Annotated in this window: 23 protein-coding genes; 13 read left to right on the top strand and 10 right to left on the bottom strand. The window is 70.7% G+C overall.

The annotated features are described in order from the left end of the window. Positions 1-285 precede the first annotated feature (285 nt). A complete protein-coding gene (locus AB0F52_RS03105; protein WP_360163959.1) occupies positions 286-1005 on the top strand; it encodes a nucleotidyltransferase domain-containing protein in 720 nt (239 codons plus the stop codon). A gap of 14 nt (positions 1006-1019) precedes the next feature. Here AB0F52_RS03105 and AB0F52_RS03100 read toward each other — a convergent pair whose 3' ends face one another. From AB0F52_RS03100 to AB0F52_RS03085, 4 genes are all read right to left on the bottom strand, one after another. Then, positions 1020-1949 (bottom strand): o-succinylbenzoate synthase, encoded by a 930-nt coding sequence (locus tag AB0F52_RS03100; RefSeq protein WP_360163957.1) that lies wholly within the window; start codon positions 1947-1949, stop codon positions 1020-1022. A 124-nt stretch (positions 1950-2073) separates the two neighbouring features. Next, positions 2074-2919, bottom strand: a complete 846-nt coding sequence (locus AB0F52_RS03095; protein ID WP_360163955.1) for a DUF72 domain-containing protein — start codon at positions 2917-2919, stop codon at positions 2074-2076. Between the two features lie 1016 nt (positions 2920-3935). Continuing rightward, the gene (locus AB0F52_RS03090; protein ID WP_360163953.1) at positions 3936-4697 is read right to left on the bottom strand and encodes a DUF4253 domain-containing protein; all 762 of its coding nucleotides are present in this window, start codon (positions 4695-4697) and stop codon (positions 3936-3938) included. Between the two features lie 167 nt (positions 4698-4864). Next, positions 4865-5515 (bottom strand): DedA family protein, encoded by a 651-nt coding sequence (locus AB0F52_RS03085; RefSeq protein WP_360163951.1) that lies wholly within the window; start codon positions 5513-5515, stop codon positions 4865-4867. Between the two features lie 107 nt (positions 5516-5622). Between AB0F52_RS03085 and AB0F52_RS03080 the strand changes: the two genes are divergently transcribed. From AB0F52_RS03080 to AB0F52_RS03070, 3 genes are read left to right on the top strand one after another with little or no spacing between them, the layout of a single operon-like run. Beyond that, positions 5623-6738 (top strand): histidine kinase, encoded by a 1116-nt coding sequence (locus AB0F52_RS03080; protein ID WP_360163949.1) that lies wholly within the window; start codon positions 5623-5625, stop codon positions 6736-6738. Beyond that, positions 6729-7373, top strand: a complete 645-nt coding sequence (locus AB0F52_RS03075) for a response regulator transcription factor (RefSeq protein WP_360163947.1) — start codon at positions 6729-6731, stop codon at positions 7371-7373. Before AB0F52_RS03080 ends, AB0F52_RS03075 begins: the two co-directional genes overlap by 10 nt. Positions 7374-7420: 47 nt before the next feature. Next, positions 7421-7702: an ankyrin repeat domain-containing protein gene (locus tag AB0F52_RS03070; protein WP_360163945.1), complete on the top strand. Its 282-nt coding sequence runs from the start codon at positions 7421-7423 to the stop codon at positions 7700-7702. 6 nt (positions 7703-7708) lie between these two features. Here AB0F52_RS03070 and AB0F52_RS03065 read toward each other — a convergent pair whose 3' ends face one another. Further along, positions 7709-9355 (bottom strand): DNA repair helicase XPB, encoded by a 1647-nt coding sequence (locus AB0F52_RS03065; protein WP_360163943.1) that lies wholly within the window; start codon positions 9353-9355, stop codon positions 7709-7711. Between the two features lie 88 nt (positions 9356-9443). On the opposite strand from AB0F52_RS03065, the gene AB0F52_RS03060 reads away from it, so the two are divergent. Further along, positions 9444-10088 carry a hypothetical protein gene (locus AB0F52_RS03060; RefSeq protein WP_360163941.1) on the top strand — a complete coding sequence of 215 codons (645 nt, stop codon included), beginning with the start codon at positions 9444-9446 and terminating at the stop codon, positions 10086-10088. A 3-nt stretch (positions 10089-10091) separates the two neighbouring features. On the opposite strand, the gene AB0F52_RS03055 is transcribed toward AB0F52_RS03060, so the two are convergent. Then, a complete protein-coding gene (locus tag AB0F52_RS03055) occupies positions 10092-11057 on the bottom strand; it encodes an ABC transporter substrate-binding protein (protein WP_360163939.1) in 966 nt (321 codons plus the stop codon). Positions 11058-11243: 186 nt separating this feature from the next. Here AB0F52_RS03055 and AB0F52_RS03050 point away from each other — a divergent pair, with 186 nt between their 5' ends. The 8 genes from AB0F52_RS03050 (at position 11244) to mdlC (ending at position 20885) form a co-directional block, all read left to right on the top strand. After that, positions 11244-14057: a nitrate- and nitrite sensing domain-containing protein gene (locus tag AB0F52_RS03050; RefSeq protein WP_360163937.1), complete on the top strand. Its 2814-nt coding sequence runs from the start codon at positions 11244-11246 to the stop codon at positions 14055-14057. 12 nt (positions 14058-14069) lie between these two features. Beyond that, the gene (locus tag AB0F52_RS03045; protein WP_360163935.1) at positions 14070-14747 is read left to right on the top strand and encodes a copper homeostasis protein CutC; all 678 of its coding nucleotides are present in this window, start codon (positions 14070-14072) and stop codon (positions 14745-14747) included. A 339-nt stretch (positions 14748-15086) separates the two neighbouring features. Then, positions 15087-15380 (top strand): hypothetical protein, encoded by a 294-nt coding sequence (locus AB0F52_RS03040; RefSeq protein WP_360163933.1) that lies wholly within the window; start codon positions 15087-15089, stop codon positions 15378-15380. A 44-nt stretch (positions 15381-15424) separates the two neighbouring features. Continuing rightward, positions 15425-16387 carry a hypothetical protein gene (locus AB0F52_RS03035; protein WP_360163931.1) on the top strand — a complete coding sequence of 321 codons (963 nt, stop codon included), beginning with the start codon at positions 15425-15427 and terminating at the stop codon, positions 16385-16387. Positions 16388-16554: 167 nt separating this feature from the next. Beyond that, a complete protein-coding gene (locus tag AB0F52_RS03030) occupies positions 16555-18204 on the top strand; it encodes a S53 family serine peptidase (RefSeq protein ID WP_360163929.1) in 1650 nt (549 codons plus the stop codon). 81 nt (positions 18205-18285) lie between these two features. Then, positions 18286-19131, top strand: a complete 846-nt coding sequence (locus AB0F52_RS03025; protein ID WP_360163927.1) for a helix-turn-helix transcriptional regulator — start codon at positions 18286-18288, stop codon at positions 19129-19131. After that, positions 19131-19289, top strand: coding sequence for a DUF397 domain-containing protein (locus tag AB0F52_RS03020; protein ID WP_360163925.1), 159 nt, complete (start codon positions 19131-19133; stop codon positions 19287-19289). The genes AB0F52_RS03025 and AB0F52_RS03020 overlap by 1 nt, the downstream gene beginning before the upstream one ends. A 9-nt stretch (positions 19290-19298) precedes the next feature. Beyond that, complete coding sequence (mdlC, locus tag AB0F52_RS03015; RefSeq protein WP_360163923.1) at positions 19299-20885, top strand: benzoylformate decarboxylase; 1587 nt, start codon at positions 19299-19301, stop codon at positions 20883-20885. 24 nt (positions 20886-20909) lie between these two features. Here mdlC and AB0F52_RS03010 read toward each other — a convergent pair whose 3' ends face one another. Genes AB0F52_RS03010 through AB0F52_RS02995 form a run of 4 tightly spaced genes read right to left on the bottom strand, consistent with a single transcriptional unit; the run spans position 20910 to position 24403 of the window. Next, positions 20910-21770, bottom strand: a complete 861-nt coding sequence (locus AB0F52_RS03010) for an ABC transporter ATP-binding protein (protein ID WP_360163921.1) — start codon at positions 21768-21770, stop codon at positions 20910-20912. 19 nt (positions 21771-21789) lie between these two features. Continuing rightward, on the bottom strand, positions 21790-22623 hold the full coding sequence (locus AB0F52_RS03005; RefSeq protein ID WP_360163919.1) for an ABC transporter permease: 834 nt from the start codon (positions 22621-22623) through the stop codon (positions 21790-21792). After that, the gene (locus AB0F52_RS03000) at positions 22620-23390 is read right to left on the bottom strand and encodes an ABC transporter permease (protein WP_360163917.1); all 771 of its coding nucleotides are present in this window, start codon (positions 23388-23390) and stop codon (positions 22620-22622) included. Before AB0F52_RS03000 ends, AB0F52_RS03005 begins: the two co-directional genes overlap by 4 nt. Before the next feature lie 5 nt (positions 23391-23395). Beyond that, positions 23396-24403: an ABC transporter substrate-binding protein gene (locus AB0F52_RS02995; protein WP_360164597.1), complete on the bottom strand. Its 1008-nt coding sequence runs from the start codon at positions 24401-24403 to the stop codon at positions 23396-23398. Between the last annotated feature and the right edge of the window lie 405 nt (positions 24404-24808).

Genomic DNA, 24808 nt, shown 5'->3' with positions numbered 1-24808 from the left:
CGCGGGGTTACCCCCCCCGCGGGCCCCCCCCCCCCTCCCCAACCCCCCCACCCATCTAACTATCCCCCCACCCCCCCCCCCCAAATTCACCACCCCCCCACACCGGTGACAGCCCCAACGCCCCTCGGCCACCTGCAAAGCACCACCTGGCAACGATTTTGCCGGAAACGCTGCGCGGGAGCGGCGGGGGATGTCCGTCTGGGGCGGCGTTTCCGCGCGCACGCCAACCCACCCCCAGGAAAACCACCTGCTCCCCGGCCCGGCGCCCCGGTACAACTGACGACCATGAAGCACGACAACCCCGAATTCGCCGCGATCGCCGAGCAGGGCACCATCCTGCGCTGCCAGGTCGGGTCCGGCCTGCACGGTACCGCCGTCGACGGTCAGGACGACCGCGACGAAATGGGGCTGTGCGTGGAACCCGCCGAGTACGTCACCGGACTCCGGTGGTTCGAGCAATACGTTTTCCGCACCCAGCCCGAAGGCGTGCGGTCCGGGCCCGGCGATCTCGACCTCATCGTCTACTCGCTGCCGCTGTTCGTGCCGGACGCGGAAGTCGTGCGGATCACCGAGCTCGGCCACGAACTGCGCGCCAACGCCGACCGGGTCGTCTCGCGGCAGGCCGGCCCTCGGTTCGCCGGATACCTGCGGACGCAACGGAAACGGATGCTCGAAGGTGCGTTGACGGTCAACCGGCCCGAGCTGATCGCGAAGTACGGCTTCGACACGAAATACGCGATGCACATGGTCCGGCTCGGAGTCCAGGGCGTCGAGCTGCTGGAAACCGGGCGGATGACGCTGCCGATCGCCGAGCCGTGGCTGACCTGGCTGCGTGATCTGCGTCGGGGGAGGCACTCGCAGGACGAAGCCGTCGAGGCCGCGGCCGAGCTGGAAGATCGGCTCGACCAGCTCACCCGAGGTGCGTCGCCGCTGCCGGACGAGCCCGACCGGGACTGGGCGAACCGGTGGCTGGTGCACGCCTACGACTCGGCCTGGCGGGCTTGACGCCGGGTCCGCGCTCAGCTCAGCGCGCGGACCCGGCTCAGCCGGGCTTCCCAAGCCGCCGCGACTCCGGGCGGCGCCGCGTAGGCCGAAGCGGGTTCCGGGGCGACCCGCGGTACCGGGAGGTATCCATCCACAGGGGACAGTGACTCTGCGCAGACGTCCCCTTCCAGCAACGAAAGCGTCCCGAGTCCACAAGCGAACTCCAGCGACGGCAGCGCGCCGGCCAGTGCCAGGCCCGCTGCCAGGCCCACGCTCGTCTCCACCGCCGACGACACCACGCACGGCAGCCCGCACGCCTCGGCGACCTCCAGCGCCCGCCGGACGCCGCCGAGGGGGGCGACCTTCAGGACCGCGATGTCCGCCGCTCCGGCGACTGCCACCTTCAGCGGGTCCTCCGCGCGGCGGATCGACTCGTCCGCGGCGATCCGGACGTCCACCCGGCGCCGGACCGCGGCCAGGTCCTCGATCGACGGGCACGGCTGCTCCGCGTACTCCAGCCCGCCCGCCGCCTTGTCGAGGTCCGCGATCGCACGCACCGCCGTGTCGACGTCCCACGCCATGTTCGCGTCGACGCGGATGGCGCCGTCCGGGCCGAGTGCGTCGCGGACCGCTTCGACCCGCGCGCAGTCGTCGGCCAGGGAGACGCGCGGGTCGGCGACCTTCACCTTCGCGGTCCGGCAGCCGGACGCGCGGACCAGCTCGTGCGCCTTCTCCGGCCCGACCACCGGCACCGTCGTGTTGACTTCGACCCGGTCGCGGACCGGCGCGGGCCACCCGGCTTCGGTCGCCTCCAGCGCCGACCGCAGCCACGGCACGCTCTCGGCGTCGGAGTAGTCGGCGAACGGGCAGAACTCGCCCCAGCCCGCCGGGCCGTGCAGCAGCACGCCCTCACGGACGGTGATGCCGCGGAACCGGGTGCGCAGGGGGATCGCGTAGACCTTCATCGAGGCCGATCATGCCACCGTGCCGGGTCTCGCAAACAGGTGGCGAACTGCGCGTTTCCGGCGAGAGCAGCCGCGCTTCGCCGAGGCACTCGGGCAGTGGCGCGGTCCGGCGCTGACTGTCCACTCACTGTCTCGTGATGGGGGCAACCCCGAGCAGGTCGGCCAGGCATTCGGCGTTCCGGGGAGCCTCCACTTTGACGTCGTTGTCGAAGTAGACGTGCACGTCACGCCGTCCGTCGTCGTGCCATTCCCGGATTTTCCGGGCCCACTTGCGCAGGGCTCGGTCGGAGTAGCCGCTGACGTAGAGCTCTTCGTCGCCGTGCAGCCGGACGTAGGCGAAGTCGGCGGTCTGGTCTTCGAGGAACGGCCACTTCCCGGCGGTATCGGCGACGACGAGGGCAATGCCGTGTGTTTCGAGCAGTTTTTTGGCGGCGGGTTCGGCGAAGCTGGGGTGCCGGACTTCGAGGGCGTGCTGCAGGGGCCGTCTAGGTCCGGCTTCGAGGTACGGCGTGCCCTTGAGTTTGTCGTCGTGCTTCGCCGCCAGCTGGGCGGCGTCGGTGGTGGTGCGGGGAAGCAGGGCGAAGAAGTTCTCGAGCCGATCGGGATCGAAAGCGAGTCTCGGCGGTAGCTGCCAGAGGAAGGGGCCCAGTTTCGCCCCGAGCGCGAGGACGCCGGAGGCGTAGAAGTTCGCGAGGGCGGTCTCGACGTCGCGAAGCTGCTTCATGTGGGTGATGAAGCGGCCGCCCTTGACGGCGAAGAGGAAGTCGGCGGGGGTTTCGTCGAACCAGGCCCGGTACCGCTCGGGACGCTGGAGCGAGTAGAAGGAACCGTTGATTTCGACGGCGTTCATCCGCCGCGAGAGGTATTCGAGTTCCCGCCGCTGCGCGAGCTTGGGTGGGTAGAAGACCCCGCGCCAAGGGGGATACCGCCACCCAGAGGTACCGATCCGGATCTCGGCGATCGCTCTCACCGCCTTTCCGTTGCCGCGAGAGGTGATTCCCGCTCGCTTGGCCGGCCAAACGCGCGGGCGGCCGGACAGGTGGACCGGAGGGTGGGACACGCGACCCAACTTGGTGGACGCGCGTCTTACTGGACCTTTGGAGTGGTGGCTCATCTTGTCGCCCATGGGTGGGATCTGCTGCGGTGAAAAGACTGTCCTCGCCGGACGGGCAGGCTCTGGGATGGCTACCCGGATCGCTGTTCTCTCCCCTTCGCGAGGGGTGCGCTGGGTGGTCATCCCGTCGCCTGCGCGAGAGGCCTATCACTTTGCGCCAGGCCCGCAAGGTTGCGCTGTCGGCTCGCCTTGGTGGGTGGGTTGCGGGCCTGGCGCAAAGTGATTTGACGGCCTCAGGCGACGGGATGACCACCCAGCTCTTCGGATGCTGGCCCCCGACCCCCGGCCCAGGCCAAACCCGGTCCGGACCGGCCAAGCTCGGCCGGGCCGCCCCTGCCCGGGTCGGCCACCCAAGCCCGGCCCGGCTCGCCCAAGCCCCGTCCGCCCGGCCAAGCTCGGCTCGGGCCGCCCCTGCCCGGCCCGGCCACCCAAGCCCGGCCCGGCTCGCCCAAGCGCCGCCCGCCCGGCCAAGCCCGACCCCGGCCTGCCCAACCTGGCCACTCAAGCCTGGCTCGCCCGAGTCGGCTCGGCTGGGCCTGGCTTGGCTCGCCCAAGCGTGGCCGCCCAGCCAAGCCCGGCCCACCCAAGCCGGCCCGGCCCCCTCAAGCCAAGCCCGGTCCGGCCCGCCCCGACCCTGGCAGTCTCGGCTCCGCCTCGGCGCGGCCAACGCCGGCTCCGCCAGGCCCTGCCCCGGCTTCGCCGCGGCCCGGCCCGGCTCCGCCAGGCCCTGCCCCGGCTTCGCCGCGGCCCGGCCCGGCTCCGCCAGGCCCTGCCCCGGCTTCGCCGCGGCCCGGCCCGGCTCCGGCTCCGCCCGGCCCGGCTCCGCCTCGGCCCGGCTCCGCCTCGGCCCGGCTCCGCCTCGCCCCCATCCCTCAAGCCCAGGAAAACCGCCAGTGCCGCGACTGAACCAACCCCGACGCGTACTCCCGCAGGTTCCCCGGCTGGCCCGCGAACGTGGGCAAACTGAACGCCCGGTGCTCCGCAGCCACCGTCAATGCCCTGGCCTGGTTCCGCGGGGGTGCCGCCACTGACAACTCGATTGCGTCGAACCCCAGGACCACCAGCGTGGCTCCGAACCTCTCCTCCCAGCTGCGTAGCACCGCCGACAGCTCCGCCACCTGGTCCGTGCACTTGATCATCCCCGTCCAGCCCAGCAGGGCCGGGATGTCGGCCGGGCGTTCCGTCTGGACCAGGCCGAGCCGGTGGGGGGCTCGGGTGGCCAGGATGGAGCCCGTGTTGCCCGCCTCCGCCAGGGGGTCGGACCTGCGGGGGCTGCGCTTGGCCAGCCCCGGGAACCGTGCGCCGAAGGGCCTCAGGCAGGCGCCGTTGCAGCACGACGTGTCCCACCAGCGGGACAGGGCCGCCGCCGGGTCGGCTGTGGCCACCCGGTGGCCGGCCGGGGCCAGCCTGCCCCGGTCGTCGATCCAGTCCTCGCCGTTCGCCGCGAAGCGCTGGTCGTGGGGGATCAGCACCGGCCACAGGCCGGACCGCTCGAACTCGGCCACGCAGCCCAGGTAGCGCTCGGGCCGGGTCAGCGGCAGGTCGGACACCCACAGCCGGCCGTGCCACGACCCCGGTGGGAGGGTCTGGACCGGCGGCGCGGGCGTACCGGGGCGGAGCGGTGCGATCGTCATGGACGTCCCCTCGAACTTGTGTTCGGTTACTGCATCTCGAACAGTAGTTCGAGGGTCCGACAATTTCCAGTACCACGCCCGCTCATCCGTTCGAGTGAATCAGTAAATCTGCTGGTCAGAGACTTGTTCGCGACTCCTGTGGCGCAAGTTGTTCCTGTGACGATTCGCTAGGCCGAACGAGTTTGCCGTGCGCGCAACCGGACCACGACGAACACCCCGGCGGCCACCGCCACCGCCGCCAGCACGACGTACTGGAACACCGACGCGTACCGGTCGACCAGCGACCAGCTCTCGCCGAGCAGGTAGCCGGCCACGACGAACACCGTGTTCCACAGCAGGCTGCCCGCCGTGGTCAGCCCGAGGAACCGGCCGAACGGCATGCGTTCGACGCCCGCGGGCAGGGAGATCAGGCTGCGGAAGATCGGCACCATCCGCCCGAGAAACACAGCTTTGCCGCCGTGCCGGGCGAACCACGCCTCCGTCCGGTCGAAGTCGCCGGCGTCCATCAGCGGGACGCGGGCCACGAGGGCGCGGGTGCGGTCACGGCCGAGCAGCGCACCGAGCCAGTAGACGAGCACCGCGCCGGCCAGCGAGCCCAGCGTCGTCCAGAACAGCGCGCCGAGGAGCGTGAACGCGCCCCGGCTCGCGGAAAACCCGGCGAGCGGGAGCACCAGTTCGCTGGGGATCGGCGGGAACAGGTTGTCCAGCCCGACGATGATGGCGGCGCCGGGCCCGCCGAGCGCGTCGATGAGCCCGACGGCCCAGCCGGCCAGCCCGGTCATCGGTTCGGTAGCGGTGGCGGTCAGTGAAAGGTCCATGCCACGACCGTAGGAATTCGCGAGCCGGTGCACATTGCTGAACACCACCCGGAAACACTGCGGAAAACCGCAATATGAAAAGCCCCCGCCCTCGCTAGCCTGAAGTCGTGATCATCTGGGCTGCGCGCACGACAGCGGGCGTCGGCCTCGGCGCGCTCAGCGCGGTCGCCGAGGTGCTGTACGTCCTGCTGAGTGCACCTCTGCTCGTCGTTCCGGCGACGCGCCGAATCGTGCTGCGCGGCGCCCGGCAGTTCTCCCAGCTCGAACGGGCCCGTCTGCTGAATTTCCTGGACCACGCCACCGGCGACGACTACGACGGCAGCCGGGCCCTCCAATACCTTTCCCTGCACTCGCTCGTCGGGTTTCTCGGCCTCGGCGTCTGGGCGTGCTTCGGCGCCGGGGCGGTGACGGCCGCGTTCTACTGCGGGCAGCTGTGGACGGGGCGCGCTCCCGGCGGACAGGGCGACGCGACCCTCCTCGGCTGGCTGCTGATCGGCGTGCTCGCGACGGTCGCGGGGTTCCTCTGCTGGCAGGGGATGCTCGGTGTCGCCGCGCTGGACCGGCGGCTGGCCGACCAGTTCCTCACCCCGAGCACCCGGACACTGGTCGAGCGCCGGCTGTCCTTCCTCTTCAGCACCCGCGCCGAAGTCGTCGAAGCGGTCAACGGCGAACGCCGCCGCATCGAGCGTGACCTGCACGACGGCGTGCAGCAACGGCTGGTCGCCCTCGGGCTGCTGCTCGGCCGGGCCCGGCGCACGGGGGACACCGAGCTGGTCCGGCAGGCGCACGAGGAAGTGCAGGAAGCCCTGCGCGAACTGCGCGAAGTCGCCTGGCACGTGTACCCGATCGCGCTCGACGAAGGCGGTCTCGAGGCCGCGCTCGAGTCCCTCGCCGAACGCGCGGTGATCCCGGTCGACGTGCGGTACACGCTTCTCTACGAGCCCCCGCTCGCGCTGGCCACCGTCATCTACTTCGTGGCGTCGGAGTCCCTCACCAACGCGACCAAGCACGCCGGCGCGACGCGCATCGCCATCGACGTCCACCCGATCAGCCAGAAGATCGCGGTCGAGATCGCCGACGACGGCTCGGGCGGCGCCCGGGCCGACGGCACCGGTGGGCTCAGCGGGCTGGCGCGGCGCGTCGCCGCGGCGGACGGGGAGTTCACCGTGGACAGTCCCGGCGGGGGTCCGACGGTCGTGCGGGCGGTGCTGCCGTGCGGGTGATCCTGGCCGAGGACTCGACGCTGTTGCGCGAAGGCCTGGTGCGGCTGCTGGCCGAGGAAGGCCACGACGTCGTCGCCGCGGTCGGCGACGGCGAAGCACTCCTCGAGGCCGCCGCGCAGGAGCAGCCGGACGTCGTTGTCACCGACGTGCGGATGCCGCCGACCCACACCGACGAAGGGCTGCGCGCCGCCCTCGAGATCCGGGAGAAGTGGCCGGGAACCGGAGTGCTCGTCCTCTCCCAATACGTCGAGAAGCGGTACGCCGCCCAGCTGATCAGCGGCGACCGCGGCCGCGTCGGCTACCTGCTCAAGGACCGCGTGGCCCAGGTCGGTGAGTTCCTCGACGCCCTCGAGCGGGTCGCCGGAGGCGGCGCCGCCTTCGACCCCGAGGTGGTGCGGCGGCTGGTGGCCCGCACCTCCCACGAGGACGCGCTGGGCCGGCTGACCCCGCGCGAGCGGGACGTCCTGGAGAAGATGGCGCAGGGCCACACGAACGCGAGCATCGCGCAGGTGCTGTACCTCTCGCAGAGCTCGGTCGAGAAGCACGCGAACGCGATCTTCGACAAGCTCGACCTGCCCCAGGCGGCCGGCTACAGCCGCCGGGTGCTCGCCGTCCTGCGTTACCTGGGCTCGTGACCGGCCGCCGGCAAGAACCGGCAAGATGGATTCGAAAGGGGGTGTACGTGGTCGATCGGCATGGGCGATCCGAGCTGCACCTGGCCGCCCAGCAGGGAAACCTCGAGGTGGCCACGGTGCTGCTGGAGGCGGGCGCCCGGGTCGATCCGGTCAACGAGTACGGGAACTCGCCCCTCTTCGCCTACCGGGGCCGTGGCGAGCTCATCGAGCTGCTCCGGCGGCACGGCGCCGACCCGCGCCAGGCCAACCTCTCCGGGCAGACGCCGGCCGGCCTGGCGCGGCTTGTCGCGAACTACGACGTCGAAAAGTTCTTCACCGACGTCGGCTGAGCGGGCTCAGAGCGGCCGGAGCAGGTCGTCCGCGTCCACGATGTGGTACGCGTAGCCCTGCTCCGCGAGGAACCGCTGCCGGTGCGCCGCGTACTCCGTGTCCACCGTGTCGCGCGAGACGATCGAGTAGAAGTGCGCCTGCCGCCCGTCGCCCTTCGGGCGCAGCAAGCGCCCGAGGCGCTGGGCCTCCTCCTGCCGCGAGCCGAACGTGCCCGAGATCTGGATCGCCACCGAGGCTTCCGGCAGGTCGATCGAGAAGTTCGCGACCTTCGACACCACCAGCGTCTTGATCTCGCCGCGGCGGAACTTGTCGAACAGCTCCTCGCGTTCCTTGTTGCGGGTCGCGCCCTGGATCACCGGGGCGTCGAGCTCGTCGCCGAGCATCTCCAGCTGGTCGAGGTACGCGCCGATGACCAGCGTCGGCTCGCCCGCGTGCTTGGCCACGATCGACTTGATCACCGGGGTCTTCGTCAACGCCGTCGCCGCCAGCTTGTACCGCTCGTCGGCCTCGGCCGTGGCGTACTCGAGCCGCTCGGCGTCGGTCAGCGTCACGCGGACCTCGGTGCACTCCGCCGGGGCGATCCAGCCCTGCGCCTCGATGTCGCGCCACGGCACGTCGTAGCGCTTCGGGCCGATCAGCGAGAACACGTCGCCCTCGCGGCCGTCCTCGCGCACCAGCGTCGCCGTCAGGCCCAGGCGCCGCCGCGACTGCAGGTCCGCCGTCATCCGGAACACCGGCGCCGGCAGCAGGTGGACCTCGTCGTAGACGACCAGGCCCCAGTCGCGGGAGTCGAACAGCTCCAGGTGCCGGTACTCGCCCTTGGTCTTGCGGGTGATCACCTGGTAGGTGGCGATGGTGACCGGGCGGATCTCCTTCTTCTCCCCGGAGTACTCGCCGATCTCCTCCTCGGTCAGCGACGTCCGCGCGATCAGCTCACGCTTCCACTGCCGCCCGGCGACCGTGTTCGTCACCAGGATCAGCGTCGTGGCCTGCGCGCGAGCCATCGCCGCCGCGCCGACCAGCGTCTTCCCGGCGCCACACGGCAGCACGACCACGCCGGAGCCGCCCGCCCAGAACGCCTCCGCGGCCATCCGCTGGTAGTCGCGCAGGTGCCAGTCCTGCTCGTCCAGGGCGATCGGGTGGGCTTCGCCGTCGACGTACCCGGCCATGTCCTCGGCGGGCCAGCCGACCTTCAGCAGCGCCTGCTTCAGCCGCCCCCGCTCGGACGGGTGCACGAGGACGGTGTCCTCGTCGATCCGGGCGCCGATCATCGGGCTGATCTTCTTGTTCCGGACGACCTCGGTCAGCACCGCGCGGTCGGTGGTCGACATCACGAGCCCGTGCGCCGGGTGGTTGGCGATCTGCAGCCGCCCGAACCGGCCCATGACGTCGACGACGTCGATCAGCAGCGGCTGCGGCACCGGGAAGCGCGAGTACGTCGTCAGTGCGTCGACGACCTGCTCGGCGTCGTGGCCCGCGGCGCGCGCGTTCCACAAGGCCAGCGGCGTGATCCGGTAGGTGTGCACGTGCTCCGGCGCCCGTTCCAGCTCGGCGAACGGCGCGATCGCGACGCGCGCGTCACCGGCCTGGGGGTGGTCGACCTCCAGGAGCACGGTCTTGTCGGACTGGACGATCAGCGGGCCATCAGTCACAACTACTGTTATACGTGGCTCGCTCCGGCCCGCCCCCGTCGCGGGTCGCCGGTGGGACGATTTGCCGAGGGGATCACTGGAGGGCACGTTGACCACACCGCCGTTCGACGACAACCCGTTCCGGTCGCCGGGCTACGCGCAGCCCGCGCCGATGCCGCCGGTACCGGGACAGCAGCCGATGCCGCCGGTACCGGGGCCGCAGCCGATTCCGCACTGGTTCACCACGAAGGTGCGGATCACGCTGGTCGCGTGCGTCGTCGCCGCACTGGGCCTGGGCGCGCTGGGCGCGATGGGCGTCTACTGGGCCGGCCGCAGCGGCCCGCCGTCGGACGGCGACTGCCTGTACCTGACCCAGGAGGCGGCCGGCCGGCTCGCCTACCACCGCGTCGGCTGTGCCGCGAACAACGCGACGTACAAGGTCGAGACCGCCGCCAGCCGGAACTCGACCTGCTCCTCCAACGGCTACGTGCGGTTCCGGACCACGAGCGGCTCCGAGTCCGGGCGGACGCTCTGCCTCGCGCTGAACGTCCGCACCGGCGACTGCCTCCGCGACATCGAAGACGAGGTCGCGATCGCCAAGGTGAGCTGCACCGACCCGGCGGCGACGGACCGTGTCGAGGTCTTCAGCAGGTCTCGCGACGGCAAGGAGTGCGAAGACGCCGACGACATCCGGCTCTACTACGGCCCGCCCATGCGCGTCGTGTGCATGCTGCCGCGGGGCGAGAACATCTAGCTCTCAGTACCCGGTCTGCTCGGGCAGCAGGCTCTGGACGTCGAGGCGGTTCGCCAGCTGTCCCGAGTTGTGCATCAGGTCGGCCACGCGCTGTAGCCGGATGCCGTTGAGCGACACCGGGTACGAGCCGAGCGAGATCAGCGCCGCGGTGGTCGCGTCGATGTCGGAGAACTTCGGCAGTGCGTCGCGCACGATCGCCGGGTCCGTCGCGCTCTGCTGGGCCGCGCCCAGCGCGGTGCGGAACGCCCGGAGAGTCCGGGGGTTGGCCTGCGCGAACGGTTTTGCCGCCGCGTAGCCCGACAGCGGGAAGTCGAGCGTCGAACCGCGGGCGCCGTCGGCCAGGATGTGCGCGCCGAGGTCCTTCTCGGCGCGGGTGGTGTACGGCTCGATCATCAGCGCGGCGTCGGCGTCGCCGGCCTGCAGCGCCTGCGGCATCCGGTCGAACGGGGTGGGGACGAACTTGATCTTCGCCTGGTCGACGCCCGCGGTGACCAGCACCGAACGCGCGACGAGCGCGCCGACGTCGTCGAGCATGTTCACCGCGATCTTCGGCGACCGCTTGCCCGTCGGCACGGTGTAGTCCGAGTCCGGCAGCGTCACCAGGGCGATCGTGTTCGGGCCGGAGGTGTAGGCCTCGCCCTGCAGCTGCAACGCCGTCCCGCCGGCCGCGGCGCGGAACATCGCGATGTCGGAGGCGAAGGTGACGTCGAGGTCGCCGGCGGCCAGTTTCGCGAGCCCGTCGTCGGCGCCGAGTTCCACCAGCTGGACATTCAGTCCCGCGGAGCCGAGCTTCCCGGCCGCGACGGCGATCCGCAGGGGGGCCGTGTCGATGGCGTTGCCCACACCGACGCGCAGGGTGGTCCGCTCCAGCGGCGGCGGAGGCGCGGGGGTGCCGGAAGAGAACACGCTGCAGCCCGCGGTCGCCAGGAGCGCCGCTACCAGCGGAATCATCCGTCCGCGTCTGATCATGAACCTTCACCTACCGCGAGAATCTGGTTCTCGTGCTGGATCGTATGGTCCGCGCCCCATACGATCGCGGGCAGGGCCGTATCGTGCCAGCGCGGCTTTCGGATCTTCATGGGGCGGGCTACCGTTCAGTAGGTTCGAGTGTCGTTCGATCCGCGGGTTCCCGCCCGTGGCGGAAAAGGAAACCAGGTGACCCGTCGCGACAAGCGTCCCCGCAAGGGCGGCGACGCGGCGGATCCGCGTCCGGCGGGCGGCCGCTGGCGGTTGCGGAACTGGCGTCTCGGCACGAAGCTCTTCGCCGTCCTCCTCATCCCGGCGCTGGCCGTGATCGCGCTCGTCGGCCTGCGGATCAGCTCCGACCTGCGCGACGCCCGGCAGCTGGCCGAGTTCGCCACGCGCGGCCGCGTCGACAGCACGGTCGCCGAAGCCTTGCACGAGCTGCAACGCGAGCGCGACCTCACCGTCCGGTTCGTGGCCCAGAACCGCCAAGGCGACACCGCGGACCTGACCGCCCAGCGCAACCGCGTCGACCAGGCCATCGGCGGGTTCGAGCGCACCCTCGCCGAGAGCAAGCCGCGGCTCGACGCGAACGCCGCGGAAAGCCTGCAGCAGACCGACGACCGGCTGCGCGTGCTCGGTGGCCTGCGGTTTTCCGCCGAGCATTCGGCGTTCCCCGCCGACGCCGTGCTGCGCTCCTACAGCGAGCTGATCTCCGGCCTGCTCGACATCAGCGACTCGGCGGCCGCCGACGTCTCCGATTCGGACCTCGCGCGGATGCGGCTGGCGGGCAACGCACTCGCCCGGATCAAGGACCAGATGTCGGTCAAGCGGGCGGTGATGGCCGAGGCGCTCGCGGCGGGCACCCTCAACCGCGACCGCACACGCGCCCTGCTCGGCGCGGAAGCCGAGCTGGCCGCCGCGCGCAGCGACTACCGCACCTTCGCCACCCCCGACCAGCAGCGGATGTTCGACGACACGGTGATCGGCCTGGTCGTCGACATCGGCAACGACATGGTCGAATCCGCGCTCACCCGCACCGAAAACGGCCAGAACCTCTCGGGCCTCGACCCGAACCAGTGGGACACTTCGGCGACGCACACGGTGAACCTCGCCCACCAGGTGCAGCAGGCGCTGCTGGTCCAGTTGCAGGAACGCACGGACAGCCTGGCGGCCCAAGCCCGGACGGCCGCGTTGTGGGACGGCGGCGTCGTCCTCGGCGTCCTGCTCGTCGCGGGTGTGCTGTCGGTGGTCATCGCGCGGTCCCTGTTGCGCCCCTTGCGGATCCTGCGCCGGACGGCGCTGGAAGTGGCCGAGCACCGGCTGCCGGCGGCCGTGCAGAACCTGCTCACCGACCCCGAACCCGCACCCGAGAACCTGCGGAAACGGCTCGCCGTCGCGCCCGTGCCGGTGTTCACCCGCGAAGAGCTCGGCCAGGTGGCGCGCGCGTTCGACGCGGTGCACGGCGAGGCGGTGCGGCTCGCCGGCGAACAGGCCATGCTGCGCGAGAACGTCAACGCGATGTTCGTCAACCTCTCGCAGCGCAGCCAGGACCTCGTCGAACGGCAGCTGTCGGTGCTCGACCGGATGGAGGCCGGCGAGCAGGACCCGGACACCCTCGCCGGGCTCTTCGAACTCGACCACCTCGCGACGCGGATGCGGCGCAACAGCGAAAACCTGCTGGTGCTCTCCGGCCAGGACTCCGCGCGGGAGGACGCCGGCCCGGTGGCGGCCGACGAGATCATCGGCGCCGCGCTCTCGGAGGTCGAGGACTACCAGCGGATCGAGCTCGGCCCGGCGCCGCAGGTCGCGGTCCGCGGCGAGGCCGTCAACGACCTCGTGCACGTCGTTTCGGAGCTGCTGGAGAACGCGACGCGCTACTCCGCCGACGAGACGGTCACCGTGGCGAGCGCCGAAACCCACGACGGCGACTGGCAGATCGAGATCATCGACCACGGCGCCGGCATGCCGCAGGCGGAGATCGACCGCACCAACGCGCGGCTCGCGCACCCGCCGGACGTCGACGTCGAGGTGTCGCGCCGGATGGGCCTGTTCGTGGTCGCGACGCTGGCCACGCGCCACCACATCGACGTCAGCCTCAGCGCGGGCGCGGACTCCGGGCTGGTCGCGACCGTGCTGGTGCCCGCGGCCCTGATCGTCGAGCTGCCGCCGATGCCGGCACCGCCGCCGCCCGCCGAGCCGTCCGTCGCCCCGGAACCGGAGCTGCTGGCGCCGCTGGCCCCGCTCACGCCGCCGGAGCCGGAACCCGAGCCGGAGCCGGAAGAGCTGACGCCACCGTCGATCGAGGCCGGGCCGCCGCGCCGGGCCCCGGTGGTGGCCCGCGACCACGCGCCGGAGTGGCCGACCGTGGACGAAGAGGCGCACCTGGACTTCGACGCCCCGACCGAGCGGATGCCCGCTTACCGCGACGTCCTGTCCCGCTGGTTCGACGCCTCCGCCGCACCCGAACAGCCGCGGAAGCCGGCCGAGCCGCGTCCGGTCGCCGAAGAGCCCCGGCCGGTCGAGCCCCAGGCACGGCACGCGCTCACCACGCGGCCGCCGATCCGCGAGCCGCAACCGGCGTCCGCACCACCACCGCCCCAAGCGCCCGCAGCACCGCCACCGCCACCGGCGCTCGCACCGCCGCCGCCGCCACCGGCCCCGGCCCCGGCGCCCGCACCGCCACCGGCCCCGGTGGCCGTCGCGCCCGTGCGCACGCCGGACGACGAAGACACCGAACCGCGGCTGACACCCGTCGCGCCGCCCGCCGCGATCGAGCCCTCGTACGAATGGCCTACCCCGGCCGAACTGGAGCAGGAGGACGGCGCGGAGGACACCTGGCCGTTCCTGCAGCCGCTGGATTCCGCGGCCAGCCCGGGAGCGGTGCCGGAGCAGCGGCCGATACTCTCTCTTTCCCCGGAAGCGGTACGCGAGCGGATGACGAGCCTTCAAGGCGGCTTCCGGCGAGGGCGGCACGCGAGGGGAGACGACACCCGGAACCAGTGAAACGGATGAGGCATGAGCTCGAAGACGCCCCTGCTGGAAGTGATCGCGCTGGACGCGGCGGATGCCGAAGGCGCGCAGGCGGGCGGGGCCGACCGCCTCGAACTGGTTGCGGACATGGCGCAGGACGGCCTGACGCCGTCGCTCGAAACGCTGCGTGACGTGCTCTCGGCGACCGACCTCCCGGTGCGGGTCATGCTGCGGGACAACGGTTCCTTCGCCATCGGCGATCTGGAAGGGCTGCGCGCGGACACCGCCCGGCTGATCGACGCGGGCGCGCGGGAGTTCGTCTTCGGCTTCCTCACCGTCGACAGCGAAATCGACCTCGACGCCTGCGAGGCGCTGATCAAGGAGGTCGACGGCCTGCCTTGGACGTTCCACCGCGCCATCGACCGCACGCGCGATCCGTTGCGCGCGTACGACCAGCTGGCCTCGCTCGGCTGTGACACCGTGCTCGCCGCCGGTCACCCGAACGGCGTGGCGAGCGGCCTTTCGGTGCTGCAGCGGCTCGCGCAGCGCGACGGCGGGCCGGAACTGCTCGTCGGCGGCGGCCTGCGCGCCCAGCAGGTGCACCTCCTGCGCGCGGGTGGCGTCCGGGGATTCCACGTCGGCAGCGCGGTTCGGCCCGGCGGCTGGCAGGCGCCCGTGGACGCCGGAACCGTGCGCACCTGGGTCGACCTCGTCAAATCCTGATCGACGACGCGCGTTTCACGGAGGATCGGCGGAGCGGAAACGATTTCTGCCGATGTTTTCGCGTGCCCGTGACAATCGTGACCTGGCTCGTGAAATTGCATCCGCCGTGTGCAGTGTCGCGCGCTGGGCTGCGCGTGCGGTTGCACGGGCAGTCTCAGGTTTGACCTGGTTGGTGGCTGATTTTCCGACGATCGGCTGGCTACGGTTGTCCCGCATTTCGCGATCCGGCCGATCTTCAGGAATCGATCTGCACAGTGCGGGAGGCGGCGCCGTGTGCGCGCGTATTCAGTTCGAGAACTCGTTGCGTGGACAGCAGGAGACCAGGATGCCGGCCATCAGGTGGATTTCCGCCACCTGGGGCAGGCTGATTCCCCGCGGCTGTCGCCCGAGTACCGCAATGGCAAGCCGGAGGGCCGAATCGTGACCGGCGTGATACCGCGTCAACGCGGAACCGAAACCGCCGAAGACGATTTCGCGAAACTGGGGCTCGGCGGCTCCCTCGCCCTGACCGGGCTGCTGGCCGTCGTCAAGATCGCGGAAACCGCCACGGGTGTGGTGCTGACCGCCACCGGGGTGCTGCCCGGTGCCAGTCCCTCGAAGGAGCGGGCTCCGGCCTGGCCCGGCGGGGAATGAGCGGAGCTGCCCGATCGGCAGCTCTCTACGGACGGAGGGCTGCCATGACCGGCAGTGACGAGCGGGACGGCTTCAGCGGCGCACGTGTGGGTCTCGCCGAGGTGCAACGGCTCGAAGACACCATCGCGCGGCTTCGGGCGCAGGACTACCGCTACGGCGGCGGTGCTTGTGGCGAAGCCGTCGCGGAGGTGCTGCCCCACGCCGTCGGGCTGCTGGGCGGCACCGTGCGCGGCAAGGTCCGGCCGCGGCTCTGCACCGCCGTCGCCGACCTGTACAACCTCGCCGGCTGGACCAGTTTCGACGACGACCGCCCCGAGGCCGCGCTGGAAGCGTTCGCGCAGGCGATGAACCTGGCCGTCGAAGCGGGTAACGACGACCTCCAGGCCAACATCCGCTACCGCGCCGGGCGGCTGCTGCTGCACTACGACGCGATCGATCCGGCGCTGGCCGAGTTCGCGCGGGGCCGGGAGGCGGCGCTGCGGGCGCGCTCGCGGCTGGCCCAGGCGATCCTGTCGGCCAACCAGGCGTGGGCGCACGCCAAGAAGGCCGACGCCGTCGCCGCGGTGGCGTGCCTGCACCGGGCTCGCACGGAGTTCGCCGACGCCGCCGGCGTGGAACCGTCGCCGTGGGCGGCCTTCTTCGGCCCCACCGACCTGGCGGCGATGATCGGCACGGTGCACGGGGAACTCGCCCAGGTCGTCGACGTCCGGCACGGCCGCGAGGGCATCCCCGCGCTCGTCGACGCCATCGCCGGCTACGGCCCGGAGATGGCCCGCAGCCGGTCCTTGACGGTGATCTGGCTGGCCACCGTGCACGCGCTGGACGGCGATCTCGACGTCGCCGCCGAGGCCGGCCGGGAGGCGATCGAGCTGGCCGGCGTCCTGCGCTCGCCCCGGACCCGGCAGCGGCTGCGGACGTTGTCGGCCGCGGCCCGGCGCCACCGGCGTGACCCGCGCGCCCGGGAGATCATCGAACGCGTCGAAATGGTCGGGCATTCCGGACAATAATCGGTTTGCCATGGAAAGGTAAACCTCTCGGAAAATGAAAATGGGATCCGCTGAAGACCGGCCAAAAGTAGGTTCCTTGGCGTGATCACGTCTTCTTATGCTGCTCGGCAACCTGCGGCGAGCATTCCGCGCAGGCCCGGTCCCCACCGCCGAGAGGAAATTCCCCCATGCGCTTGCGCAAGCTCGTCGCGGCCGCTGTGCCGCTGCCTGCGTTGCTCGGCCTCGCCGTGGCCGTCCCGGCCGCCGCCGCGCCGGAACCCCTGGTCACGCTGGCCGACAACGCCGCGCCGCTGATCAACAGCGCCCGCACCGGCGACGTCGCGGCCGACCGGCCGATCGCCGCCGCGCTCTCGCTGAAACTGCACAACCAGCAGGCGCTCGAAAAGTTCCTCGCCGACGTCCAAAATCCCGCTTCGCCGCAATACCACCGGTTTCTGACCCCGGCGCAGTTCAATGCCAGGTTCGGCCCGACCCAGGCCGACGTTGACAAGGCCGTCTCATTTCTCGGGAAAGCGGGGCTGACCGGGATCGAGGTTTCCGGCAACCGGCAGGCGATCACGTTCACCGGCTCCGCGGCGCAGCTCGAGTCGGCGTTCCGGACCCGGATCGGGACCTACCGCGACCAGGCTTCCGGGCGCGACTTCTTCGCCAACGACGCCGTCCCGGCCGTGCCGGCGAGCGTCTCGGACGTCGTGGGCGGGGTCATCGGCCTCGACGACCACGCGGTGCGGACGCATGCGTCGAAGCCGCTGGCCCAGCCCAACGTCGTCAAGTCCGTCACCCCGCCGGTGCTCAAGACCGCTTACGGCACCAGCGGTCTGTCGGCGACCGGCAGCGGCGTCAACGTCGGGTTCGTGGAGTTCGACGGTTACCAGAAGTCCAACATCACCAAGTACGACAGCACGTACGGCCTTTCCGCGGGCACGGTGACGACGGTCGGTGTCAGCGGCGCGAACTACGACTCGTCGCCGGGTGACGGCCAGATCGAGGTCGAGCTCGACATCGAGGTGGTGCACGCGCTGGCCGCGGCGGCCAACGACTACGTGTACGAGGCACCGAACTCGAGCGCGGGCGAACTCGCGATGTACCAGAAGATCGCGTCCGACGCGAAGGTCAACGTCGTCTCGATCTCCTGGGGCGCCTGCGAATCCGCGGAAGGTTCGAGCGCGGCGAAGAGCGTCAGCAGCGCGATCGCGACCGGCACGGCGGAGGGCATTTCCTACTTCGCGGCGGCGGGCGACGACGGCACGACCGACTGCTACCGCCAGACGGGTTCGGCGGCGAAGGGCGTCGACTTCCCGGCCTCGAGCCCGAACGTGTCGGGCGTCGGCGGCACGAAGCTGAGCGTGACCTCGTCCAACGGCTACAGCAGCGAAGTGACCTGGAACGACGGCAACAGCGGCGGCTCGACCGGCGGCGGCATCTCGACGGTGTTCACGGCGCCGTCGTGGCAGTCGTCGCAGAGCACGACGTACCGCAAGGTGCCGGACGTGTCGGCGGACGCCTCCCCGACGTCGGGCTACTACATCTACAGCGCGGGCAGCTGGGGAACGGTCGGCGGCACCTCGGGCGCGGCCCCGCTGTGGGCGGCCTTCGCGGCGCTGCAGAACCAGGTGCACGGCGGCGGTCTGGGCAACCTGAACCCGAAGTTCTACTCGATCGGCAACGGGTCTTCGTACGGCACCGGTTTCCACGACGTGACGTCGGGCAACAACACCCTCCACGGCACGACGGGTTTCAGTGCGGGGACGGGATATGACCAGGTGACGGGCTGGGGTTCCTTCAAGGGCAGCGGGCTGTCCGGCCTGATCGGCTGAGTGTGGGCGGGCGGGGCTGTCGCGAGTTTGCGACAGCCCCGCTTTCCCGGTTTTGCCGGTGGCCGATGACACAATGTGCCCATGGCAACACTGGTAGCGACACCGAGGTCTCGCGCGCTCGGCTTCGGGATCCGCGCGGCGAGGAAGGCGCGCAACCTCGGCGTGCGCGAACTGGCGCGCCTGGCGGGGGTGGTGGCGCAGGATCTCTCGCACTGGGAGAGCGGGACACGGGTGCCCAAGATCGAGCAGGTGGCGCTGCTGCTCGGCGCGCTGCGGGTCGAGCCGGCGGAGCGGAAACGGTTGCTGGAGCTGGCGAGGAACGCCCGCGAGCCCAACTGGCTGGAGCACAGCATTCCCGGGATCTCGCCGCGGCTCTCGGCCTTCATCGAGTACGAGCGCACCGCCTCGGCGATCTTCGCCTGGGAACCGCTGCTGATCCCCGGGCTGCTGCAGACCCCGGAATACGTGCGGACGATCCTCGCGGCCGCCGGGCGGCCGCAGGCGGAGGAAGAGCTGCGGATCAAGGTGCGCCTGATGCGGCAGGAGGTGCTGACCGGCCGAGATCCGTCGCCTTACACCGCGCTCCTCGCCGAGACCGCGCTGAGGCAGCGGCGCGGCGGGGCCGAGATCATGGCCCCGCAGCTCAGGCACCTTGCCGAGCTGGCGCAGCGGCGGAACGTGAGTTTGCGAGTCCTGCCGGACAACGAGGATTTCCCCCCGGGCCTCAACGGTTCCTTCGTCATCTTCGACTACGCCGACCTTCCGCCGATCGTCTTCCTGGAGCAGTACCGCGGCAGTGCTTACCTCTACGATGAGCAGCAGGTGGCCGATTACCGGGCGGCCCAGCGGGCGATGGCGGCACTGGCCCTGAGCGAGCAGGAATCCTGCGCGCTCATCCGGGAGGTGATCGCCGACTTGGAGGCGTGATGTGGCGTAAGTCCAGTTACAGCGGGACCGAAGAGAACTGCGTCGAGGTCAAGCTCGGGCCCGTGTCGCAGATCCGGGACACCAAGGACCGTTCGGGTGGCACGCTCGCCGTCGGTTCGGCCGCTTGGGGGGCTTTTCTTCGCAAGGCTAAGCGTTAACCTGGGCGCATGATCAAGCGCACGGTGCTGGACGCCACCCGCGAACTCCTCCGCGAACTCGGCCTCACCACGGTGTTCGGCAATCCCGGCACCACCGAGGTGCCGTTCCTCACCGACTGGCCCGACGACTTCGACTACGTCCTGGGCCTGCAGGAATCCGCCGTCGTGGCGATGGCCGATGCCTACGCGCAGGCCACCCGGAAAGCCGTGCTCGTCAACCTGCACTCCGCGGGCGGGGTCGGGCACGGGCTCGGCAGCCTCTTCAACGCCTACCGGAACCGGACGCCGATGATCGTCGTCGCCGGGCAGCAGATCCGGTCGCTCATCCCGCACGAACCCTTCCTCGGCGCGATGGAAGCGCCCGAGTTCCCGAAGCCGTACGTGAAGTGGTCGATCGAGCCCGCTTCGGCCGAGGACGTCCCGGCCGCGCTGGCGCGGGCCTACCACGTCGCCAACCAGGCGCCGTCCGGTCCGGTCTTCGTGTCCGTTCCCGCCGACGACTGGGCCGTCACCACCGAACGGCCCATCGTCTCGCGGCCCCGGATCCGCGGCTTCGCGCCCGATCCCGAGGCCGTCGACGAGCTCAACACCGCTCTGGAAGCCGCCGAACGGCCGGCGATCGTCGTCGGGGGAGCCGTCGACCAGGACGGCGCCGTCGTCGAAACCGTCGCGCTCGCCGAACGGCTCAACGCCGCCGTGTGGGTCGCGCCGATGTCGTTCCGTTGCTCGTTCCCCGAGGACCACCCGCTGTTCCAAGGGTTCCTCGACCCCGAACGCGGTGCGATCGCCGACACGCTCGCGCCGTACGACCTCGTCGTCGTGCTCGGGGCGCCCGCCTTCACCTACCACGTCGACCGCGGGCGCGGGGAAGCTCCGCTGTCGCCGCTGTTCATCGTCAGCGACGACGAGCAGGTCCTCGCGCGCGCCTTCGAAGGCACCGGCATCCGCGCCACGCCGAAGCTGGGCATCCGCGCGCTGCTCAACGTCGTCGAGCGCGGCACGCGGCCCGCACCGGCGCCGCGGCAGCGTCCCGCGAAACCGGCCGGCGACGCGCTGACCGGCGAACTCGTCTACTCGACGCTCGCGGACCTGTTGCCGGACAACGCCTTGGTCGTCGAAGAGGCGCCCAGCCACCGCGGCATCCTGCACGACCACCTGCCGATCACGACCACCGACACCGGCTTCCTGACGATGGCCAGCGGCACGCTCGGCTACGGCGTCCCCGGCGTGGTCGGCGCGGCGCTCGCCCGCCCGGACCGCAAGGTCGTCGGCGTGATCGGCGACGGTTCGAGCATGTACGGCATCCAGGCCCTCTGGACGGCGGCGCGCGAAGAACTGCCCGTGACGTTCGTGATCCTGGACAACTCCGAGTACGCGGCGGTCCGCATCCTGGGCGACGCGATCGGCGGCGCGAAGCTGCCGGGCACCGAACTGGGCGGCATCGGGTTCGCGGCGCTGGCGGAGAGCATGGGCTGCCACGGCGTGACGATCACCGAGCCGGCCGAGCTGGTCCCCGGCCTCACGGCGGCGCTGGCCGACCCGCGCCCGACGCTGGTCCACGTCCGGGTGGCCGCGTCGTCGAAGTCGCTGTACTGAGAGCCATGTGGACCACCAGGCGGGTCAGCTCCGGGTCTTGGTCTCCGTCATGTTCGGTGTCCGCTCGGCGAGCTCCCACTCCGCGGCGTCGGACGCGGCCGTGGCGGCCTCCGCCGGCGTGCCGCCGTTCAGCAGGCGGGCCACTTCGCCGCGCAGGGCCACGAACTCCGCCGACTCGCGCGTCGTGATCTGGTTCCGCGCAGCGGGCAGGCCCACCGGCAGGTCCGCCACGATCGACGCCGGTGACTTCGACAGCACCAGCACGCGGTCGGACAGGTAGACGCTCTCGTCGATGTCGTGGGTGACGACCAGGACCGTGCTGCCCTGCTCGCGCTGCACGCGCCGGGTCAGGTCCTCGAGCTCGAAGCGCGTCTGGGCGTCGACCGAGGCGAACGGCTCGTCCATCAGCAGCAGCGCCGGGCGGCTGGCCAGCGCGCGGGCGATCGACACCCGCTGCTGCATGCCGCCGGACAGCTGCCACGGGTACTTGCCGCCGACGTCCGACAAGCCGACGTGGGACAGTGCTTCGGCCGCGCGTTCCCGGCGTTCCGCGCGGGAGATCGGCCGCCACCGCAACGGGAACTCGACGTTCTTCTGCACCGAAAGCCAGGGGAACAGCGAACGGCTGTAGTCCTGGAACACCACGGCCAGGTCGTCCGGGACACCGGAGACGCGGTCGCCGTGCAGGCTGACCGTGCCGTCGGTCGGCGGGGTCAGCCCGGCGATGCAGCGCAGCAGCGTCGACTTCCCGCAGCCCGACGGGCCGACGATGCTGGCCAGCTGCCCGGCTTCGACGGTGAACGAAAGGTTGTTCACCGCGGTGTGGGCCTTGGCCCCACTGCCGTAGGTGTGACTGAGGCCGGAAACTTCGAGCATGGTGGACATGGGAGAGGCCTTTCCAGCGTCAGTCGCGGCCGAGACGGGCCGGCTGCCAGGCCAGCACCCGCCGTTCCGCGGCCAAGAAGATCGTGTTGAAGACGTAGCCGAGGATGCCGAGCAGTACCAGCCACGACCACATGGTCGGGAACTCGAAGTCCTGCTGGGCGTTCAGCAGCGACCGGCCGATGCCGTTGTAGGCGCCGACGAGCTCGGAGACGACCATCAGCAGCAGCGAGATCGACAGGCTCACCCGCAGCCCGGCGAAGATCTTCGGAGCCGCCGCCGGCAGGACGACCATGCCGAGCCAGTACGCCTTGGGCGTGCGGAACGACCGCGCCGTCTCCACCTTCACCTGGTCGACCGAGCGGACGCCGTCGACGGTGTTGAGCAGCACCGGCCACACCGCGCCGAAGATGATCGACCCGATCTGCATGCCCGAGCTCAGCCCGAACAGCACCCCGAACACCGGGATCAGGGTGGGCGGCGGGATCGAGCGGAAGAACGCGAACAGCGGGCCGACGTAGTCCATCGCCGTCTCCGACCGGCCGAGCAGCACGCCGATGACGATGCCGACGACCGCGGCGAGCGCCCAGCCGCCGAGCGTCCGGCCGAGGCTGGGGAACACGTTGTCGAACACGGCGTCGGTGAGGAACAGGTGCGACGCCGGCCCGGTGAACCACAGCTTGGCGGCGGTGCCCGCGATCTCCGACGGCGGGGGGAAGAACTTGCTGCCGCCGGCCCGGGCGGCGAACTCCCAGCCGACCACCAGGAGCGCGAACAGCAGCCAGTTGCGCAGGACCGTGGCGGCACCGCGCGCGGCGCGCCGGCCCACCCGGCCCGAAAGGGTCGCCGCCGTCACGCGATCGCCTCCCGATCCACCGTGCTCCACCGGAACAGCCGCTTGCCGAGCTGTTCGAGCCCTTCGTTGATCAGGTAGCCCAGCGTCCCGGCGACCACCGTGCCGGCCAGGACCAGGTCGAACCGGACCGAACCGGTGCTGGCGACGATGATGAAGCTGCCCAGCCCGAGCTGGGAACCGGCCAGGAATTCGACGCTGACGACGGCGATCAGGGAGATCGTCGCCGACAGCCGGACGCCGGTGAAGACGAACGGCGCGGTCTGCGGCAGCGCGACCGACGTCAGGATGCGGAACCGGCTGGTCCCGCACGCGCGGGCGGTCTCCATCAGCACCGGGTCGATTTCGCCCATGCCGTAGATCGTGTTGAACATGATCGGCCACAGCGAGGCGTAGACGGCGAGGGTGATCTTCGCTTCGGGGCCGGAGCCGATCACCAGCAGCACCAGGGGAACCAGCGCGGTGATCGGGATCGGCCGGAGGAACTCCACGATCGCGGCGGTGGCCGTGCGCAACGCGGGGACGCTGCCCAGCAGCAGTCCGGCGGGTACGCCGACCGCGATCGCGACGGCGATGGCGATCAGCCAGGCCAGCATGGTCGCGACGATGTCCCGGATGAACTCGGGGTCGCCCAGCAGATCCCCGACGGTGCCCAGCACGACGCTGGGCGGCGGGGTGAACGTCCGATCGACCAGGCCGACCTGGACGACGACCTCCCAGAGCAGGAGGAAGCAGGCCAGGCCGACCAAGCCGCGAAGCAGTTTCTTCACGGTTCTCAGCTGGTCGCCTGCGGGGCGATCATCGGCGCGGCGTCGACCTTGCTGGTGATGACGCCCATCTGCAGCAGCAGGTCGGGCACCCGCTGCAGGCGCCGGGCGTCCAGGACGGAGCCGTAGCCGGGCAGGGTGAGCAGCTTGGCCGTGTCTTCGTCGATCTTCGCGTACTTGACCAGCAGCGGTTCGACCTTCGAGCGGTCGTTGATGGCGTCGCTGGTGGCCTTCTTCATCGCCCGCTGGAAGGCCGCGAGGGTCTTCGGGTTGCCCTGCACCCACTTCGTCATCGCGCCGTAGCCGGTCAGCGGGAAGTCCTGGCTGGCACCGGTGTTGATGTCGATGACCGGCGTCGCGCCGACGGTCTTCGCCGCCTGCGTGAGCATCGGCTCCGGCATGTAGGCCGCGTCCACCTGGTTGTCCTTCAGCGCCGCCGCCATGTTCGGCAGCGCGACCAGGGTCCACACGACCCCGGTGAAGTCGACGCCGTGGTCCTTCATGACGGACTTGGTGAGGATGTCCGACGCGGTGTTCTTGGCCGTGATCGCGATCCGGCGGCCCTTGAGGTCGTTGACCGTCTTCACCGGCGAGGTCGGCACCGTGACGATGGCGTTGCTCTTCGCGTTCACCGACGTGCCGTCGGCGACCAGCTGGATGTCCGCGGCGTCCTTGCTCTTGGCGATGAAGAACGGCGTGTACGTCGAGAGGGCGATGTCGACCTCGCCGGAGATCGCCTTCTGCATCGACTCCTGGCCGCTCTTGGCGATGACCTGCTCGACCTCGAGACCCTCGGCCTTGAAGTAGCCGCCGTCCTGGGCCAGCCAGAAGGGGCCGAGGTCGGTGGTCGGCATGATCGAGACCTTGATCTTCGACTTCTCCAGGCCGCCCCCGTTCGACGAGGCGTTCGAGCTGTCCGAGCCGAGCGCACTGCAGCCGGTGAGGGCCGTGGTGGCGACGACGGTGAGGGCGAGCCCGAGCGCGGCGCGGCGAGTGCGAACCCGGCCACTGCTCATGGCGTTTCCAAGCAAGGCCTGCTCCTTGAAGAAAGTGACGGTTCGGGAACCGATTCCGGTGGAAGTGCGTGACTCATTCTCGGAAGTCACGCGGGCCACTGTAGAGAACGTGACAGCTTGCTCACAATGGGTGGAATCACTACCTAACCGAGTGGCGCACGTCACTCTTTCGGCCTCTGGTCTAGACCCACTGCTCCACTCGCCGTAGCTGTTCACCCAGCGTAGGGTGAGGTTCTTGAATTCAGGACGGCTGCTGTGCGTCGACTGAGCGAACGCTGTGCAAGATTGAGTGGGTCCTGTCGGGAGGGTTACATCTTCCCCTGCCGTTCGCTACCCTCTGCACCTGCGGGGAGGTATCAACCTCCGATGTAGTGAGAGAGAGTGCCTGGATGGCCGATCAAGAAG

This window comes from Amycolatopsis sp. NPDC024027, assembly GCF_040638975.1.
GTDB lineage: Bacteria > Actinomycetota > Actinomycetes > Mycobacteriales > Pseudonocardiaceae > Amycolatopsis.
The sequence above is the reverse complement of the archived record's forward strand: the minus strand, read 5'-3'. Positions and strand labels throughout refer to the sequence as shown.

Excerpts from the sequence above, each read along its gene's own strand:
- AB0F52_RS03105 (WP_360163959.1), top strand. The coding sequence starts at position 286 with ATGAAGCACGACAACCCCGAATTCGCCGCGATCGCCGAGCAGGGCACC.
- AB0F52_RS03100 (WP_360163957.1), bottom strand. The coding sequence starts at position 1,949 with ATGAAGGTCTACGCGATCCCCCTGCGCACCCGGTTCCGCGGCATCACC.
- AB0F52_RS03090 (WP_360163953.1), bottom strand. The coding sequence starts at position 4,697 with ATGACGATCGCACCGCTCCGCCCCGGTACGCCCGCGCCGCCGGTCCAG.
- AB0F52_RS03085 (WP_360163951.1), bottom strand. The coding sequence starts at position 5,515 with ATGGACCTTTCACTGACCGCCACCGCTACCGAACCGATGACCGGGCTG.
- AB0F52_RS03055 (WP_360163939.1), bottom strand. The coding sequence starts at position 11,057 with ATGATCAGACGCGGACGGATGATTCCGCTGGTAGCGGCGCTCCTGGCG.
- AB0F52_RS03045 (WP_360163935.1), top strand. The coding sequence starts at position 14,070 with ATGAGCTCGAAGACGCCCCTGCTGGAAGTGATCGCGCTGGACGCGGCG.
- AB0F52_RS03035 (WP_360163931.1), top strand. The coding sequence starts at position 15,425 with ATGACCGGCAGTGACGAGCGGGACGGCTTCAGCGGCGCACGTGTGGGT.
- AB0F52_RS03030 (WP_360163929.1), top strand. The coding sequence starts at position 16,555 with ATGCGCTTGCGCAAGCTCGTCGCGGCCGCTGTGCCGCTGCCTGCGTTG.
- AB0F52_RS03025 (WP_360163927.1), top strand. The coding sequence starts at position 18,286 with ATGGCAACACTGGTAGCGACACCGAGGTCTCGCGCGCTCGGCTTCGGG.
- AB0F52_RS03020 (WP_360163925.1), top strand. The coding sequence starts at position 19,131 with ATGTGGCGTAAGTCCAGTTACAGCGGGACCGAAGAGAACTGCGTCGAG.
- mdlC (WP_360163923.1), top strand. The coding sequence starts at position 19,299 with ATGATCAAGCGCACGGTGCTGGACGCCACCCGCGAACTCCTCCGCGAA.
- AB0F52_RS03010 (WP_360163921.1), bottom strand. The coding sequence starts at position 21,770 with ATGTCCACCATGCTCGAAGTTTCCGGCCTCAGTCACACCTACGGCAGT.
- AB0F52_RS02995 (WP_360164597.1), bottom strand. The coding sequence starts at position 24,403 with ATGAGCAGTGGCCGGGTTCGCACTCGCCGCGCCGCGCTCGGGCTCGCC.